This window comes from Cohnella sp. SGD-V74, from assembly GCF_003001675.1.
Classification (GTDB): domain Bacteria; phylum Bacillota; class Bacilli; order Paenibacillales; family Paenibacillaceae; genus Cohnella.
The window spans coordinates 137,293-155,461 of record NZ_PVYW01000001.1; the positions used below are offsets into that span (position 1 = coordinate 137,293).

General features: G+C 58.3%; 14 protein-coding genes. 1 reads left to right on the top strand and 13 read right to left on the bottom strand.

What is annotated here, in order from left to right:
* Positions 1–303 precede the first annotated feature (303 nt).
* From B0G52_RS00680 to lspA, 11 genes are all read right to left on the bottom strand, one after another.
* Positions 304–1,419 carry an ABC transporter permease gene (locus tag B0G52_RS00680; protein WP_233162230.1) on the bottom strand — a complete coding sequence of 372 codons (1,116 nt, stop codon included), beginning with the start codon at positions 1,417–1,419 and terminating at the stop codon, positions 304–306.
* A gap of 1 nt (position 1,420) precedes the next feature.
* Complete coding sequence (locus B0G52_RS00685) at positions 1,421–2,350, bottom strand: ABC transporter ATP-binding protein (protein ID WP_094041589.1); 930 nt, start codon at positions 2,348–2,350, stop codon at positions 1,421–1,423.
* A 172-nt stretch (positions 2,351–2,522) separates the two neighbouring features.
* Positions 2,523–3,170: an orotate phosphoribosyltransferase gene (gene pyrE, locus B0G52_RS00690; protein ID WP_094041590.1), complete on the bottom strand. Its 648-nt coding sequence runs from the start codon at positions 3,168–3,170 to the stop codon at positions 2,523–2,525.
* Entirely contained in the window at positions 3,167–3,868 is a 702-nt protein-coding gene (gene pyrF / locus B0G52_RS00695) for an orotidine-5'-phosphate decarboxylase (protein WP_094041980.1), read from the bottom strand. The genes pyrE and pyrF overlap by 4 nt, the downstream gene beginning before the upstream one ends.
* Before the next feature lie 119 nt (positions 3,869–3,987).
* Positions 3,988–7,206 carry a carbamoyl-phosphate synthase large subunit gene (gene carB, locus B0G52_RS00700; RefSeq protein WP_094041591.1) on the bottom strand — a complete coding sequence of 1,073 codons (3,219 nt, stop codon included), beginning with the start codon at positions 7,204–7,206 and terminating at the stop codon, positions 3,988–3,990.
* Positions 7,193–8,338: a carbamoyl phosphate synthase small subunit gene (locus tag B0G52_RS00705; RefSeq protein ID WP_094041592.1), complete on the bottom strand. Its 1,146-nt coding sequence runs from the start codon at positions 8,336–8,338 to the stop codon at positions 7,193–7,195. Before B0G52_RS00705 ends, carB begins: the two co-directional genes overlap by 14 nt.
* Positions 8,339–8,350: 12 nt before the next feature.
* A complete protein-coding gene (locus tag B0G52_RS00710) occupies positions 8,351–9,655 on the bottom strand; it encodes a dihydroorotase (protein WP_094041593.1) in 1,305 nt (434 codons plus the stop codon).
* 109 nt (positions 9,656–9,764) lie between these two features.
* Positions 9,765–10,304: a bifunctional pyr operon transcriptional regulator/uracil phosphoribosyltransferase PyrR gene (gene pyrR, locus B0G52_RS00715; protein ID WP_094041981.1), complete on the bottom strand. Its 540-nt coding sequence runs from the start codon at positions 10,302–10,304 to the stop codon at positions 9,765–9,767.
* A 296-nt stretch (positions 10,305–10,600) separates the two neighbouring features.
* Entirely contained in the window at positions 10,601–11,854 is a 1,254-nt protein-coding gene (locus tag B0G52_RS00720) for an LL-diaminopimelate aminotransferase (RefSeq protein ID WP_094041594.1), read from the bottom strand.
* Positions 11,855–11,996: 142 nt separating this feature from the next.
* On the bottom strand, positions 11,997–12,971 hold the full coding sequence (locus tag B0G52_RS00725) for an RluA family pseudouridine synthase (RefSeq protein WP_233162292.1): 975 nt from the start codon (positions 12,969–12,971) through the stop codon (positions 11,997–11,999).
* Positions 12,925–13,467, bottom strand: coding sequence for a signal peptidase II (gene lspA / locus B0G52_RS00730; RefSeq protein WP_094041596.1), 543 nt, complete (start codon positions 13,465–13,467; stop codon positions 12,925–12,927). The genes B0G52_RS00725 and lspA overlap by 47 nt, the downstream gene beginning before the upstream one ends.
* Positions 13,468–13,663: 196 nt before the next feature.
* Here lspA and B0G52_RS00735 point away from each other — a divergent pair, with 196 nt between their 5' ends.
* A complete protein-coding gene (locus B0G52_RS00735) occupies positions 13,664–14,404 on the top strand; it encodes a TraR/DksA C4-type zinc finger protein (RefSeq protein ID WP_094041597.1) in 741 nt (246 codons plus the stop codon).
* Between the two features lie 40 nt (positions 14,405–14,444).
* Here B0G52_RS00735 and B0G52_RS00740 read toward each other — a convergent pair whose 3' ends face one another.
* Positions 14,445–14,708, bottom strand: coding sequence for a DUF5665 domain-containing protein (locus B0G52_RS00740; protein ID WP_369826999.1), 264 nt, complete (start codon positions 14,706–14,708; stop codon positions 14,445–14,447).
* Between the two features lie 341 nt (positions 14,709–15,049).
* Positions 15,050–18,142, bottom strand: a complete 3,093-nt coding sequence (ileS, locus tag B0G52_RS00745) for an isoleucine--tRNA ligase (RefSeq protein WP_094041598.1) — start codon at positions 18,140–18,142, stop codon at positions 15,050–15,052.
* Positions 18,143–18,169: the final 27 nt, after the last annotated feature.

Genomic DNA, 18,169 nt, shown 5'->3' on the forward strand with positions numbered 1-18,169 from the left:
TTCAGAAGGTAGCATAAACAAAAGAGTAAACGATCTTTGAATCTCGGAGACATTTCCCATAGCTACGCTAGTCAGAAAGTCAGATATTCATCAACAAAAAAACGAGTTCTGAGACATGGGGATAATGGCCATAGGAGCGCTGAGCTACCTGCAACGTGGGCGAGAGCCTGAGGCATGGGGATAATGGCCATAGGTGGGGAAATGGGGACAAAACAAGAAGAAAGGCCTGCAAGGACCAGATCGAGAAGCGCTTAAGATGCGCCGGCGATCGGGTCCCGCAAGCCTTGGTGAATGCCTGTAAGACTAGCGAACCTCTATTTTGGTTTTGCGGTAGATCAGTACGCCGAGGGCGAAGGCGACGATGCCCCATGCGCCGAGAATGCCGATGCCTGCCCAGAAGTCGGCGGAAGCGATGCCGCTGCCGTACACCATGCCGTCGCGAATGCCGTTGACGAAGTAAGTCAGCGGAAGCACCTGCGATACGGGAACGAGCCATTCCGGGAAGCCGCTCGTCGGGAAGAAAATACCGCTCAGGAACATCATCAGGAAGCTGGCGATGTTGGCCATCCCCATGTAAGCTTCGATCGATTTGCTGAAGGAAGAGAACAGATAACCGAGCGCGTTAAAGGCAAGAGCTCCGACGAGGAAGCCTACGATAAGCGTCGGGAAGTCCAAGTGGAGCTTGGCCCCGAACCCGAATACGCCGATCAGGGACAGAATGACGATCTGCACGATGCCCAGTATGAAACGCACCATCATGCCGCCCACTCCGAACAGCCCCATTTTCACCGGAGTGAGTCTCAGCCTTTTCAGCAAGCCTTTCCTTCTCATTTCTACCATATCCACCATGCCGAACAGTCCGCCCTGCGCCACCGCAAGCGCGATCATCCCCGTCAGCAGGAAGTCGACGTAGCTCAGATCCTCGCTGCCGCTCGATACGGCGGTCGTTTCTACCGAGAATGTCGGCGTTACGCCGGCCACTTGGTAGTTCGTCTGCTGCACGAACTTGTCCAGAATGCCCGCGATGGCTTGAGTCGTCGCGCTTCTCTCATTCTCCTTGTTAACGATGATTCCGAGCGTAGTCTCGTTCTCTCCAGGCAAAACGATGACGGCGTCGACATCTTTGTCCTTAACCCATTCGTCCGCTTCTTCCGCCGTGATCGGCTGCTCCGACTTCCATTCGAGAACCGGCACCTGGCGCAAGTAACCCTCCAGCATATCCGATGCTTCGGTTGCGCTCGGCTTCACGACTGCGATTTTCGCTTTGAAGTCGCTGCCGCCGCCCCCGCCGAAAATCACCATAAAAATGACCATCAAAATAATCGGGAAGAAGAGATTCCAAAACCAGACCTGCTTTTCCCGAAACATCATTTTAAGCTGCGCTCCGAACAATTTGCCGAGCTGTTTGCCGTTGCTCACCTTAGTCCCTCCACTCTTTGCCCGTAAAGGCGATGAATACGTCCTCGAGGCTCATCTCGCGAATGGAGACTTGCTCGACCCGATACCCTTTTTCCTTCGTGAAACCGAACACTCCGTACAGCGTTTCCTCCGGCCTCACCGACCAAAGCTTCAGCGAAGAGCCGTCCAGCTCCGTGCGAACGACCGTCGAATCGCCCTTGGCGACTTGTTCCGTCTCGGCAGCGGCCGATTCTCCGTCTTGGAAGTACAGTCGGACTTCCCGTTCCTTCGTCAAACTGTCGATCAGATTGGCGGGCGAGTCGAGGGTGACGACTCTGCCTTGATCGACGATGCAGACGCGGTCGCTCAGCTTCTCCGCTTCCTCCATGTAGTGGGTCGTCAAAATCGTCGTCTTGCCCAGTTCCTTCAGCTTCAGAACGATGTCCCATATGTTGCGGCGGGCCTGCGGGTCCAGACCAGTCGTCGGTTCGTCGAGAAAAATGATTTGCGGATCGCTGATCATCGCCAGTCCGATCGCCAGACGCTGACGCTGTCCGCCGGAGAGCGACTTGACGTTTTTGCGACGGTGATCGGTCAGATTGATCATCTCCAGCACCTCGGACGACTGCTTCGAGTGCGGATAGAACGAGCCGAACAGGTCCAGGTTCTCTTCCACGGTGAGCAGATCGAACAGGGCGCTCGATTGCGGTTGAACGCCGATGATCGTTTTGATGCGGTCGGCATCCTTATCCCACGTCATCCCGCTGATCGAGATCGTTCCTCTGTCGGGCGCCTGCATGCCTTCGATCATCTCCAGAGTCGTCGTCTTGCCTGCTCCGTTCGGACCGATGATCGTGAACACTTCCCCGTTCTCGACGGAGAAGCTGATTTCCTCTACGGCTTGCACGGATCCGAAAGCTTTGCGCAAGCCCTTCACTTCCAGAATGGCCACAATTGCACTCTCCTTTTTTTGCCAAACCTCTTAAGATAATCCCATTGTAACCGAAGAGAAGGAGCCGTTCGACGGTCCCGGGCACGCTTTTGACCTCGGTCTCGAGACCGAGTAATCGACAAAAAGGCGACCCTCCCACGGGAGAGCCGCCAGTCGCCGATCGTTATATCGCTTACTTGCCGAACGCTTGGGGGTTTTCGCGCCAAGATTTCAGCAGGCTGACGTCGGATTCGCTAATCGTGCCGCGTCTAAGCGCTTCGTCGACGAGCGCCGAATAGTTCGACAGCGTCTTCAGCTCGACGCCTTCTTCGCTGAAAGCTTGCTCGGCCAGAGCGAACTGGTAAGTGAAAATCGCCAGCACTCCCTGTACGTCTCCGCCTGCTTCCATGACGGCCAGCGCCGCTTTAAGCGAGCTGCCGCCGGTGGAGATCAAGTCCTCGATGACGACGACCTTCTGTCCGTCTTTGATCAAGCCTTCGATCTGATTTTGCTTGCCGTGGCCCTTCGCCTTGTCGCGAATGTAGGCCATCGGAAGGTTCAGCTTCTGCGCGACCCACGCGGCATGCGGAATGCCCGCGGTCGCCGTGCCGGCGATCACTTCGGTGTCCGGGTAATGCGTGCGAATGAGCGTCGCGAAGCCTTCGGCGATCGCGTCGCGGATGTCCGGATAGCTCATCGTGAGCCGATTGTCGCAATAGATCGGGGATATGATCCCGGAAGTCCAAGTGAACGGGTCGTTCGGACGCAGGGCGACCGCCCCGATGTCCAGCAGATTGCCCGCGATAACGGCCGGCAGCTGCTCTACGGAATATTGGCTCATGATTCGGTCATCTCCTTCAAAATGTTGTCCAGCGCTTCAGACGACGATTCGGCGGCCGTAATCGGCCGTCCGATGACGAGATAATCGGTGCCGCCTGCCACCGCGTCGCGAGGCGTCGTAATACGCGATTGGTCTCCTGCATCCGCTCCGCGCGGACGAATTCCCGGCGTCACGGTAATAAAGCCGTCTCCGCAAGCTTGCTTGATCGCTCGAACTTCCAACGGGGAGGCGACGACGCCCTGCAGGCCTGCTGCTTGCGCCAGCTTGGCATAATGGACGACGGCGTCCTCCAGCCCGCCGGGAATGCCGATCTCGTCGTTTAACACGCGCTGGCTCGTGCTCGTGAGCTGCGTCACCGCGATGACGAGCGGAGCGCGCTCGGCGTCGCCCGCCTCCAATGCATCCCGCACGCCTTCGGCAGCGGCGCTCATCATCGCCAGCCCTCCGGCTCCATGGACGTTAAACAAATCCACGCCAAGTCTGGCGATGCTTCTCGCTCCACCGCGAACGGTGTTCGGGATGTCGTGCATTTTCAGATCGAGGAAGATGCGGAAGCCTCTGCTCTTCAGTTCCCGGACGATCTCCGGTCCTGCCGCGTAGAACAGCTCCATGCCCACCTTCATCCAACAGCCGGAGCCTTGCAGTTGATCGGCCAGCTCCACGGCGGCTTTCGCGTCGGGCTTGTCGAGCGCGACCATGATTTTGCCTGCCGCCTCATTGCGGGATAGCAATGTCACTGTTATTCCTCCCTCTGATTGAAGTATTCATATAGAAGCCCGATCCCCTTAAGGCTCGGGGACCGGGCGGCCTGCTCGTATTAAGCTTGGAACGCCGGCATCGGCTCGCTGGAGAAGCGGAGCGCCTGCAGCATGTTCAGCAGCGCACGGACCGTGTCCAGCGATGTCAAGCAGACGACGCCGTTCTCGACCGCCTCGCGGCGGATGCGGAAGCCGTCTCGCTCAGGCGTCTTGCCCTTCGTCAGCGTGTTGACGACGAATTGCGCTTCGCCCGTGCGGATCAGATCCAGAATGTTCGGCGATCCGTCGGACAGCTTGTTGACGCGGCGGACTTTCAGTCCCGCGGCTTCCAAAGCATCGGCAGTTCCTCCCGTGGCCAGCAGCTTGTAGCCAAGGTTGTAGAAGCCTTTCAAAATCTGGATCGCTTCTTCTTTATCCTTGTCGGCGACCGTCGCGATAATCGCGCCGGAGTTCGGAATTTTCATGCCCGATCCGACCAGGCCTTTGAACAACGCTTTCGCATAGAAGCGATCACGGCCCATGACTTCGCCGGTCGACTTCATCTCAGGCGTCAGCGTCGGGTCGACGCGGCGCAGCTTGGCGAAGCTGAATACCGGTACTTTGACCGATACGAACTCGTCTTCCGGCCACAGTCCTTCCTGGTAACCGAGCTCGGTCAACTTTTTGCCAAGAATCGCCTGAGTGGCCAGGTTGGCCATCGGGATTTTCGTCACTTTGCTCAGGAACGGCACAGTACGGGACGAACGAGGGTTAACCTCGATGACGTACACTTTGTCCTGCCAGACGACGAACTGGATGTTGACGAGACCGATCGTCTTCAATTCCTTGGCGATCTTGATCGTGATGTCTATCGCTTGCTGCTTAATATCTTCGGACAGCGACTGCGGCGGATAGACCGCGATGGAGTCGCCGGAGTGAACGCCCGCGCGCTCGACATGCTCCATGATGCCCGGGATGAGCACCGTCTCGCCGTCGCAGATCGCGTCGATCTCGATTTCTTTGCCCAGCATGTAACGGTCGATCAGAACCGGATGCTCCGGATTGATTTTCACCGCGACTTCCATATAGGATAGCAGTTCATCGTCGGAGTACACGATTTCCATCGCGCGGCCGCCGAGAACATAAGACGGGCGCACAAGCACAGGATAACCGAGCTCTTGCGCGGCTCCTACCGCTTCTTCCACGGAAGTGACCGTCTTGCCTTTCGGCTGCGGTACGTTCAGTCTGCTCAGCAGCGCCTCGAACCGCTTGCGGTCTTCCGCTTCGTCGATGCTGTCCAGCGATGTGCCGAGAATGCGGACGCCGGCTTTGGCCAGCGGCGCAGCCAGATTGATCGCCGTCTGTCCGCCGAATTGCACGATGACGCCGACCGGCTTCTCCTGTTCGATGACGTTCATGACGTCTTCGAAGAAGAGCGGCTCGAAGTAGAGGCGGTCCGACGTGCTGAAGTCGGTGGATACTGTCTCCGGGTTGTTATTGATGATGACCGCTTCGTAACCCGCGTCGCGGATCGCCCATACGGCGTGCACGGTCGAATAGTCGAACTCGATGCCTTGCCCGATCCGGATCGGACCGGAGCCGAGCACGATGATCTTTTCTTTGTCACTCGGAAGAACTTCGTTCTCCGTCTCGTAAGTCGAGTAGTAATACGGCGTCGTCGCTTCGAATTCCGCGGCGCACGTGTCGACCATCTTGTATACCGGCGCAAGGCCTTGCTCAAGACGGTAAGTGCGGACGTCCGCTTCTTTCGTGTAAGCGCCGGACGGATGCCCTTCGCTTCTCAGCTCCGCGATCGCGCGGTCGGTCAAGCCGTTCCTCTTCGCCTTGTACAGCAGCTCCGGCGTAAGCGCAGGCGCTCTGCGGATCTCGTCTTCGAGTTGGACGATCCGCTCGATTTTGTCGAGGAACCACCAATCGATGTTCGACAGATCCTGAATGTGCTGCAGCGCCCAACCGCGGCGGAACGCTTCCGCGACGAGGAACAGCCGCTCGTCGTCCGCTTTGATCAGCCGGTTCGTCAACACTTCGTCGGACAGCTCGTTGGCGCCCTTCAAGTAGATACGGTGCACGCCGATCTCGAGCGAGCGTACCGCTTTATGAATCGATTCCTCGAACGTGCGGCCGATCGCCATAACCTCGCCGGTCGCCTTCATCTGCGTACCCAGCTTACGGTTAGCGGAAGTAAACTTATCGAATGGCCAGCGCGGAATTTTCGATACGATGTAGTCCAGAGTCGGCTCGAAGCAAGCGTACGTCTGGCCCGTAACCGGGTTGACGATCTCGTCGAGCGTGTAGCCGATAGCGATCTTGGCCGCCATCTTCGCGATCGGGTAACCGGTCGCTTTGGACGCGAGCGCCGAAGAACGGCTGACGCGAGGGTTAACCTCAATGACGTAGTATTGGTAGCTTTGCGGATCGAGCGCGAACTGTACGTTACAGCCGCCTTCGATGTTCAGCGCGCGAATGATTTTGAGCGACGCCGAGCGAAGCATTTGGTATTCGCGGTCGGACAGCGTCTGGCTCGGCGCGACAACGATGCTGTCTCCGGTATGAACGCCGACAGGGTCGAAGTTTTCCATGTTGCAGACGACGATACAGTTGTCGTTGGCGTCGCGCATAACTTCGTACTCGACTTCCTTCATGCCGGCGATCGATTTCTCGATCAAACATTGGCTGATCGGGCTGTAGCGAATGCCGTTGGCTACGATCTCGCGCAGCTCTTCTTCGTTAGGCGCGATCCCGCCGCCCGTGCCGCCGAGCGTGTAAGCCGGACGCACGATAACCGGGTAGCCGAGGCCGTTCGCGAATTCCACCGCGTCCTCGACCGTCGTGACGATCGAGCTTTCCGGAACCGGCTGCTCCAGCTCGCGCATCAGCTCGCGGAACAGGTCGCGGTCTTCGGCGCGCTCGATCGCGTCAAGCTGCGTGCCGAGCAGCTTGACATTCTCCTGCTGCAGCACGCCGGCGCGAGCCAGCTCGACCGCCATATTGAGGCCGGTCTGTCCGCCGAGCGTCGGCAGCAAGCCGTCCGGACGCTCCTGGCGGATAATTTGCGAGACGAACTCCAGGTTGATCGGTTCGATATAAACTTTGTCGGCGATGTTCGTATCGGTCATGATCGTCGCCGGGTTGCTGTTGATCAGAACGACTTCGATGCCTTCTTCTTTCAGCGCTTGACACGCCTGCGTGCCGGCGTAGTCGAATTCCGCTGCTTGTCCGATGACGATTGGGCCGGAGCCGATTACGAGAATTTTTTTGAGGTCATTATTTTTGGGCATACAGCAGTTCTCCTCTCAGCGTCTCCGACAGTTGCGCTTGGCGCGGGCGTTCCGGGTTGGCTTGCTTGTTGTCGCGAATCATTTGCAGGAAACGGTCGAACAAGTAGCTGTTGTCGTAAGGCCCCGGAGCCGCTTCCGGATGGTATTGAACCGTAAAGGCAGGGTAACGTTTATGCTTCAAGCCTTCGATCGTTTTGTCATTGTTGTTGATGTGCGTCACTTCCAGTTCGGTGCCGGCGATCGATTCTTCGACGACCGTATAGCCATGGTTCTGGGAAGTGATGAAGCAGCGGCCGGATTCGAGCTCCTTGACCGGATGGTTGCCGCCGCGGTGACCGAACTTCAGCTTGCCCGTATCCGCTCCGCAAGCGAGCGCGAACAGCTGGTGTCCGAGGCAGATGCCGAAAATCGGGTATTCGCCGAGAAGCTGACGAATCGTCTCGACCGCATGAGGCACGTCCTTCGGATCCCCAGGGCCGTTGGACAGCTGAATGCCGTCGGGGTGAAGGCGGCGAATCTCGTCCGCAGTCGTGTCCTGAGGCACGACGATGACGTCGCAGCCGCGCTTCGTCAGATCGCGCAGAATGCCGCTCTTCGCGCCGTAGTCGATCAGCACGATGCGCTCTTTCTCGCCCGGGCTGGAGAACACGTTCTTGGTCGACGTGCGGGCGACTTGATCGCGCATCAGAGGGGCAGCGCCCAAGCGCTCCATCAGCTCTTCGACGCGCTCGTTGCCCGTCGTAATGATGCCCTTCATCGTGCCATGCACGCGAAGGATTCTCGTCAGCATGCGGGTATCGATGTCGCTGATGCCCGGAATGCCGTACTCCTTGAGCAGTTGGTCAACCGTATATTGCGCCCTCCAGTTGCTCGGCACGTCCTCATGGCGACGAACGACGAAGCCGTGAACGTAGGGGCGGATGCTTTCGAAATCATCGCGGTTAATGCCGTAGTTGCCGATGAGCGGATAAGTCATCGTTACGATTTGTCCGCAGTAAGAAGGGTCGGACAGCACTTCCTGATAGCCCGTAATCCCCGTATTAAACACCACTTCGCCGACGGATCCGGCTTCGGCTCCGAAGCTCTGTCCCGTAAACAGCGTACCGTCTTCCAACAACAATCTAGCTTGCATTCCAATCACTCCTTAGCGGTTAATGCCGTTCTCTTCGGTCCAGACCACTTTGCCGCCGACCATCGTCATCGTCGGCCAGCCGTATAGTTTCCAACCCGTAAACGGGGTATTGCGGCCTTTCGTCAGGAACTTCGCGGGATCGACTTCCCGCTCGTTCTCCAGATCGATCAGGATCAGATCCGCGGGCGCTCCGGCGTCCATCGTGCCGTAAGGCAGGCGGAACACCTTCGCCGGATCGCTCGTCATCCTGCGCAGCAGGAAGTCGAGACTCCATCGCCCGGTGCGGACGAATTTCGTGTACAGCAGCGGGAATGCCGTCTCGAATCCGACGATTCCGAACGGAGCCCGTTCCATGCCCCGCGCCTTCTCTTCCTCACTGTGTGGAGCGTGGTCGGTCACGATAATGTCGATCGTCCCGTCCTCCAGCGCCTGGATGCACGCCTCGACGTCGCGCGGCGTTCTGAGCGGCGGATTCATTTTCCAGTTCGCGTCCATGTTGTCCGGAATATCTTCGTCCGACAGCAGCAGATGGTGCGGACATACTTCAGCGGTGACGTTCACGCCGACCGACTTGCCGAGCCGGATCAAGCGAACCGACTGCTCCGTGCTGACGTGGCAGACGTGGTAGTGTACGCCCGTCGCCTCGGACAGCAGAATGTCCCGGCCGACATGGATCGCTTCCGACTCGTTCGGAATGCCCTTAAGCCCGTGCTTGCGGGCGAACGCCCCGTCCGTGACCGCCGCGCCCTCTACCAGCGAGTCGTCCTCGCAGTGGGCGATAATCGGCATGTCGAGCGATTTGGCGAGCGCCATCGCGTTCTTCATCATCTGCGCGTTCTGCACGCCGACGCCGTCGTCCGTGAAACCGATCGCTCCGGCTTCCTTCAGCGCCGGGAAGTCCGTCAGCTCGCGGCCCAGCTCGTTCTTCGTGATCGCGGCATAAGGCAGCACGCGCACGACGCCTTCCGTCTTCGCCTTGTCGAGCACGAGCGAGATCGTCTCCGGCGTGTCCATGACCGGCCGCGTATTCGGCATCGGCGCGATGACTGTGAAGCCGCCCTTCGCCGCCGACTCCGTTCCGCTGGCGATCGTCTCCTTATATTCGAAGCCCGGTTCGCGCAAGTGAACGTGCATATCGATCAACCCCGGCGAGATTAGCTTGCCCCGAGCGTCGATCACTTCCGCTCCCGATGTATCGGGAGTCGCTTCTCCGGCGCGCCATTCCGCGATAATCCCTTCCTCGATGCGCACGTGCGCGACTTCGAGACCTCCGGTTTCCGCGCTCCATCTGCTAGCGTTAATGATCCATGTCGTCATCTGTTCCCTGGCGCCTCCTCTGCTGTGGTTAACTGCCATTACGTTTAAGTAGATAGTGGGTACTGTCCATTGGCGTCCGTTTATCGTCCGTTTATCGTCCGATTATCGATTACCGTCCAACTTCCGCCTCGCGCGGATGCAGGATCGTGACGCAGTCCGTCTCGTCGATCTCGCTGAGCGAGACGTCGATCTTCTCGTGCCGCGACGTCGGCACGTTCTTGCCGACGTAATCGGGGCGGATCGGCAGCTCGCGATGCCCTCTATCGACGAGAACCGCCAGCTGAATCGATTGCGGCCTCCCGCAATCCATCAGCGCGTCCAGCGCCGCGCGTATCGTGCGACCGGTGTAGAGCACGTCGTCGACGAGGATGATCCGCTTGTCGGTGACGAGCCTCTTCAGCTCTTCGCCCGGCCCCGCGGCGCTCGCTCTGGCCGCCGAAGGTCGGTCGTCGCGATAGCGGGTAATGTCCAGTTCCCCGACCGGAATCGGCTGCCCTTCGATGTCCAGAATTTTATCGGCGACTCGGTAGGCCAGATGCACGCCCCGGGTTCGTATTCCGATCAGCACGCAATCTTGAATGCCTTTGTTCTTCTCGACCATTTCGTGAGCGATTCGGGTAAGCGCCCGCCGAATGGCGGATTCGTCCATAATGACGCGCGAGTCCGACAAACCGATCCCTCCTTCACCCGGGATTTGCACATTAAAAAACCTCCTTGCGAGTTCGCAAGGAGGATTCAGCCAGAACAAAATATCGGCAGGCACACAGCACCAGCACCTGTTCACACTTCAGCCTAAGCAGAAGATGAGCATGTACGGTCGCATGTCCCGGGATATGTGTCAATTCTGCGCCACCTTGCCAGTCTCTCTGGACTGAATTAAAGGTACCCGTTTCATTAACAATGATTATCCCATGTTCGACATGAAGTGTCAAGGAATTCCGATGCTTAAAATTCGAATTGAACGTCGGTCAAACGACGCTTGATCTCGTCGATGACGCGCGCTTCTTCCGCCTCGCCCTGAGCGATGAAAGTAACGGAGAAACGGACGAACTTGCCGGCGTCATCCCAAGGCACGGTAGAGATCAGCTTCTCGCGAATCAGGAACTGCGAGAAATCTTCCGCGGATTCGAACCGCTGTCCGCCGACGATGCCTTTAGGCGCTTCGACGTACAGGAAGAAGGAGCCTTTCGGTTTCTCCGCGCGGAAGCCGATTTCGTTCAGCGCCGCGACGAGCATGTTGTGGCGGCGGGAATATTTCGCCGAGATCGCCTCGGTAATTTGCGGATTGGCCAGACCGTAAGCGGCCGCCTTCTGGATCGCGATGAATTGTCCGGAATCGTTATTGTCCTTCACGTCGCCGAAAGCCTTCACAATCAGCGGGTTGCCGGCGATGAAGCCGATCCGCCAGCCGGTCATGTTGTAAGACTTGGACAGGGAGTGAAGCTCCACGCCGACGTCTTTCGCGCCCGGAACGGACAGGAAGCTGAACGGCTTGACTCCGTCATAGGTCAGCGCCGCGTACGGAGCGTCGTGAACGACGACCACGTTGAACTTCTTCGCCCAAGCGACGACCTTCTCGAAAAACGCCACAGTCGCCGCGGCGCCCGTCGGATTGTTCGGATAGTTCAAGTACAGCAGCTTGGCGCGGCTTGCGATTTCTTCCGGAATCGCATCCAGATCCGGCAGGAAGTTGTTTTCCTTCGTCAGTTGGACGTTGTACACTTCGCCGCCGAGATATTTCGTATGCGTGCCCATAACCGGGTAGCCCGGAACGGTCATGATCGTCACGTCGCCCGGGTTGATGAACACCGTAGGCAGCATAGCCAGAGCCGGCTTGGCCCCGATCGTGTGCAGCACTTCCGTCTCCGGATCAATGCCGTCCACGGAGAACACTTCCTTCAAATACTTCGCAGCGGCTTCCTTAAACTCGGCGATGCCGTTGTCCGCGTACCCGCGGTTTTCCGACTTGGCCGCTTCCTCCGCCAGCTTGGCGACGATGCCCGCGTCCGCCATCTCATCCGGCTCGCCGACGCCCATGTCGATCAATTCAACGTCCGGGTGGGCTTGCCGCGCCGCGGCTTTCGCCCGCTTGATTTTCTCGAATTTATAAATGTTCGTATCTTTGCCGTAATTGGAACCGCCGATGCGATTCGCGAACTGCTCCTGAATGTAAGTCGACTGGTATTGTTCCACGCTCATTCGAGACACTCCTTGTATCGTTACATGTTAACATGCTTCACATTCAAACTATGAACGATACGCGGAAAGTCCGCCATGGATTATTGCGCCGATCATTTGCAGTTATCGCAGCGCCTGTCCCGAACGGCCCATTTCGTGCCTTTTACCTCGTCCTTAAAATGCCGAGCGAATGCTCCATATCCTCCGGAAGAGGCGCGGAAAACTCCATATATTCTCCCGTTCTCGGATGCTTGAAGCCGAGCGTTTCCGCGTGCAGCGCCTGTCCCGTCATGCCGAGCGTCCGGCCGCTCTTGCCGCCGTATACCGGATCGCCGACGAGCGGATAGCCGATGTACTTCATGTGCACCCGAATCTGGTGCGTCCGCCCCGTCTCCAGCTTCAGATCGAGCAGCGTATACTCGTCGAACCGTTCGTTCACGGAGAAATGGGTCACCGCATGCTTGCTGTTCTTGTCCGTGACGACGTACAGCTTGCGATCGTGGTTGGCACGGCCGATCGGCGCGTCCACCGTCCCTTTGTCATGCTGCATGACGCCGTGGACCAGCGCGCGATATTTGCGCGTTACGCTATGCTCCTTGAGCTGTTCCGCGAGCGATGCGTGCGCCAAGTCGTTCTTGGCGACCATGAGCAGCCCGGACGTATCCTTGTCGATCCGGTGCACGATGCCCGGTCTCATGACGCCGTTAATGCCGGACAAGTCCTTGCAATGGTACAGCAGCGCGTTCACTACCGTCCCGTTCGGATGACCGGCCGCAGGATGAACGACCATGCCCCGCGGTTTGTTGATGACGATAACGTCGGAATCCTCGTACGCGACTTCGAGCGGAATATTTTCCGGGTACGCCTCGACCGGCTCCGGTTCTGGAAGCACGATGCGGATGACGTCTCCGACCGCCAGCTTGGCGTTCGCTTTAATCTCCGCGCCGTTAACGGTTACCGCGCCCGTGCGTATCCACTCCTGAATCTGCGATCGCGAGAAGGATTCCCCTTGCTCCGCCAGCGCTTGAGCGATATGCTTGTCCGCCCGCTCACCGGCCTGGCCTTCCTCGATCGTCCATTCGAAATCGTCTTCAGACGGAGGGTTGTTCAGGGGACTGATCTTGGGATTGCTCTCCATTGCCATTCGATTTATTCTCCTGTTTCATAGTCAGCAGCGCGTCCAAAATAACCATTCCGACGCCTACGAATATTGCGGTATCCGCGAAATTGAAGATCGGGAACGTGTACGATCCGAAGTTAAACTGCAAGAAATCGACGACTTCGCCGTACAGCGCGCGATCGAGGAAGTTGCCGACGGCGCCTCCCAATATTGTAGCCAATGCGGAAAGAAGCAGTACGGTGCCCGTGCGGTAGGAACGGTGCAAATACCAGATTATGCCGATTACGACGATCGTCGTAATCACGATAAAAAACAGCCGCTGCTCCTGCAGCATCCCGAAAGCCGCGCCTCTATTGCGGATATGGGTAATCATGAAGAAATCCCCGATCACGGAAATTCTCTCCGTATCCAGCTCGACCGTGCGGCTGATAATCTTCTTGCTCGCGTAATCGATCAGAAAAGCGATAACCGCAATTCCGTAATAAACCCATATCGGCCAAATCCGACGTTGCATTGCCTTTTTCCGCCCTTCGTCTCATTCTCCTGCCTGTTGATTTTATCATACCGCGACAGGGAGCGTCCACGAAGCGCAAGTAAAAATCGACAAATCCCCCAGACAAGTCCGGCGGCCGTCCGCACGTAAAACCGGGCGCATCCGTGAAAACTACAATCGACCGAACCATTCGAATGCACCTCGTTAAAGGGAGTGGATGACGTTGCCGAAGCATCTGGATCAGGAAACATTCCAATCGTTAAAGCGCAGGCTGGTACAGGAAAGATGCGAGCTCGAGCGGCGCGTGAACGATAACGGGCATTTCGGCCTCGCCGCCTCATACCGCGATTCGACCGGCGAGCTTACCGGCATCGACAATCACCCGGCCGATGCGGGTACGGAGATGTTCGAACGAAGCAAGGATTTGGCCCTGCTGGAAAAGGAAGCGTTCCGGCTGGAGCGGGTGGACGCCGCCCTGGAACGGATGGATACGGGAGAATACGGACATTGTGCCGCGTGCGGGAAGTTTATTCCGGTCGACAGGCTCGAAGCGCTGCCGACGGCCATCTATTGCATCGAGCATGAACCCCGTCAGGAGCCTTCCAACGACCGTCCGGTCGAGGAGCCGTTCCTCGCTCCTCCGTTCGGACGAACCAGCTTGGACGACAGAGACGACCAGAACGGCTTCGACGGAGAGGACGCCTGGCAGATCGTCGAGTTCTGGGGCACCTCCAACACGCCGGCGATGGCCGAGGACAACAATGTGGAAGATTATAACCATATGGAGATCGAAGCCGACGAGAACGACGGATTCGTCGAGTCTTACGAAAGCTTCGTCGCCACCGATATTACCGGCACTCACGTCTCCATCGTTCGCAACCACGCTTACCACCGGTACATGGACGACAACGAAGGCGATCATCTGCTCGAGCCAAGCGAGCTTTCCGATTCTTATTAAACGGCGTTCCAACCCCGTTCGGCGGCAGCGACCCGTAAGCTCAATACGGATTGATCTCCAGCTGCCGCTGAACGATTCTTACGATGTCCGCGATGTAATCCCCCACGATCGGCAAATTCAGCGCCCCGAGCAGCTGCAGCAAATAAACGATCGTCGCGGCGAAAAACGTAAATCCGAGCGCGATACCGACCCCGCGCGCCGTTCCCGCGATAAAATTTTTGAAGATCAGCTGCCACGGACGATGCATCAGGTTGACGTATTCCTTGAGCTGCGCCTTCTCCATGTCGATGGACAGCCTCTCCAGCTTGTCGGACAGGAAGAGCAGCGTCCCCTTCAAATCCTTCGTCTCCTCCGCCAATCTCTCCGCCGGTTCATTCGGCTCTATCGGTTCATTCGGCTCTATCGGTTCATTCGGCTCTGTCGGCCGCCTGGAAGCCAGCTTGACCTGGATCGAATTCGGCTTTCCTTTGTTTTTCGAATTGCCGGCCATAGCCGCACTCCCCCTTTCGGACATCCTTTAACCGGTCATTACCCGGGGCTGCCGAACGCAAAACGAGCCCGGCCCGAGGCGGATGCCATCCGCCTCGGAACTCTGGAGCTCGTCTTATCGGTTACCCTATTATGTTTAGCTTACAGCCGCACGAATTATGCTTTCGACGCGATCGCTACGCCGATCGTTTTCTCCCCGGCTTGCACCGCTTCCGTCGCATCCGTCTTGCCGAACGAGACTTCGTTCACCAGCACGTTTTCCCTCAGCACATGATCGAACGCGCGCAGCGCCGCTTCCAGCTCGGCGTCGACGTCGAGCACGAGATCGATACGCCGCTCGATCGGCAGGTCGAGCTTCTTGCGCGTATCCTGCACGGCGCGGATCACTTCGCGCACCCAGCCCTCCTGCTCCAGCTCCGGCGTGATCTCCGTGTTGAGCGCCACGGTCAGGCCGCCGCCGGATGCGGAGGCGAAGCCCGTCTTCGCTTCCTTCTCGACGAGAATTTCCTCGAGCTCGACGGTCAGCGCTTCGTCGTCCGGCGATACGAACTCGAACTTGCCCGCTTGGACGACGCCGCGCGTCTCGTCGCTCGACATCGCCTTGAACGCCGCCTGGATCGGTCCGACGTTTTTGCCGTATTTCTTGCCCGCGACTTTCAGGTTCAGCTTCAGATTAAAGTTGACGAAGCCTCCGTCGTCGCTGACGATCGTAATCCGCTTGACGTTGATCTCGTCCTGCACGATCTCCTCGTAGCCCGACAGATCGAAGCTTTCGCTCAGCGACACGAGCAGCTCGGACAGCGGCTGGCGCGTCTTCAAGCCGGTCTCGTTGCGGATGTTCCGCGCCAGCTCGACGATGCCGCGCACCGCGGCCATCTCGCGCTCCAGCTCCGCGTCGATCGCCGTCGGGTCCGCCTGCGGATAGTCGGCGAGATGCACGCTGCCTTCTCCGCCCAAGTTGCCGTAAATATCCTCGGCGACGAACGGCGTATACGGCGCGATCAGCTTGGACAGCGTCAGCAGCACTTCGCCCAGCGTCTGATAGGCTGCCACCTTCGTCTCCGTCAAGCCGCTGCCCCAGAACCGATCGCGCGAACGACGCACGTACCAGTTCGACAGCTCGTCGACGAACGTCTCGATCGCCTTCGCCGGATTGAGGAAGTCGTTGGTGTCCAGCCCTTTCACAACTTCCTGGATCAGCGTATTCAGCCGGGACACAATCCAGCGGTCCAGCTTGTTGTCCGATTGGACCCGCGCATGTTCCGACGGAACGTATCCGTCGATGGAGGCATACAGCGCGTAGAAGGCGTGCGTGTTAACGAGCGTATCCACCACTTTGGACTTCGCTTCGCCGACGATGCCCCTGGAAAATCTCTTGCTGTTCCACGGCGCGCTGTCCGCCAGCAGAGACCAACGGAACGCATCCGTACCGAACTCGTCGATGATTTCCCAAGGATCGATGACGTTGCCCTTCGATTTGCTCATCTTCTGGCCGTTCTCGTCGAGCACGTGCCCGGTCGAGATGACCGACTTGTACGGCACCTGGCCGTTGTACAGCGTCGATACCGCCAGCAAGCTGAAGAACCAGCCGCGCGTCTGATCGATCCCCTCGCAGATGAAGTCCGCCGGATACTGCTCCTGGAACTTCTCCTCGTCCCCGTAAGGGTGGAAATATTGCGCGAACGGCATCGAGCCGCTGTCGAACCAGACGTCGATTACTTCGGACGCCCGGTTCATCTTGCCGCCGCATTCACAGCGCAGATGGATGTCGTCCACATAAGGCTTGTGCAGCTCGATCGTCTCCGGCACGTCTTCGATCGCCAGCGACCGCAGCTCGGCAATGCTGTGCGGCGCTTTCTCCTTGCCGCAGCTTTCGCACGTCCACACGTTAAGCGGAGTGCCCCAATAGCGGTTCCGGCTGATGTTCCAGTCGACCAGGTCTTCGAGGAACTTGCCGAAACGGCCGTCTCTCAGATGCTCCGGATACCATTGGATCTGCTTGTTGTTCTCGATCAGTTGGTCCTTGACCGCGGTCGTCTTGATGAACCAGCTCTCCGTCGCGTAATAGAGCAGCGGCGTTTTGCAGCGCCAGCAGAACGGGTAGCTGTGCTCCATTCTTTCCTTGTGGAACAGCAGGCCGCGCTCCGACAGCATCTTGACGATGTCGACGTCGCAGTCTTTGACGAAGCGGCCGGCCATGTCCGTCACTTCCGCGATATACTTGCCCTCGCCGTTGACGACCATCAGCATCGGAATGCCGTGTTGACGCGCTACCCGGTAATCGTCCTCCCCGTGAGCGGGAGAAATATGAACGATCCCTGTACCGCTGGCATCGGTAACGTACTCCGCGTCGATGACGCGATAAGCGTTGTCCACCGTCACGTAAGGGAACAGCGGCTCATACGTCAATCCGACGAGCTCGCGTCCTTTTACCGTGCCAAGCGTTTCGTACTCGCCCTTCAGCACCTTGTCGGCGAGCGCTGCCGCTACGACATACACTTCGCCGTTCTGCTTCGCCCGCACATAGTCGAGCTCCGGATGAACGGCCAGCGCCACGTTCGCCGGGAGCGTCCAAGGCGTCGTCGTCCAGGCGAGCACGTAGTCGCCGTTCTCCTTCAGCTTGAACTTGGCCGTCGCCGTCAAATCCTTGACGTCCTCGTAGCCTTGAGCGACCTCGTGCGAGCTGAGCGTCGTCTGGCAGCAAGGACAGTATGGGCTGACGCGATGGCCGCGGTACAGCAACCCTTTCTCATGGATCGTGGCCAGGATGTGCCATACGCTTTGGATATAGTTGTTGTCGAGCGTGATGTACGGATCATCTAGATCGGTCCAATACGCGATCGCTTCGGTCAGCTCGCGCCACTGGCGCTCGTACTCGAACACGCTCTCCTTGCACTTGATGATGAACGGCTCCACGCCGTACTTCTCGATCTCCTGCTTGCCCGAGATGCCGAGCTGCTTCTCTACGCCCAGCTCGACCGGCAGGCCGTGCGTATCCCAGCCGGCTTTGCGGATGACGCGGTAGCCGGCCATCGTCTTGTAGCGGCTGACGAAATCCTTGATGACGCGTCCGAGCACGTGGCCGATGTGCGGCTTTCCGTTCGCCGTAGGCGGCCCTTCGTAAAAGACGAAGTTCGGCTTGCCCTCCCGATTGGCGATCGAGCGGCGGAACGTATCCTCCTTCCTCCACTGTTCCAGAACGCGCTGCTCCCGGGCTCGCGCTTTTTCCTTGACGTCGACTCTTTGCATGGGTTTCATCCTTTCGATTGCTTCATT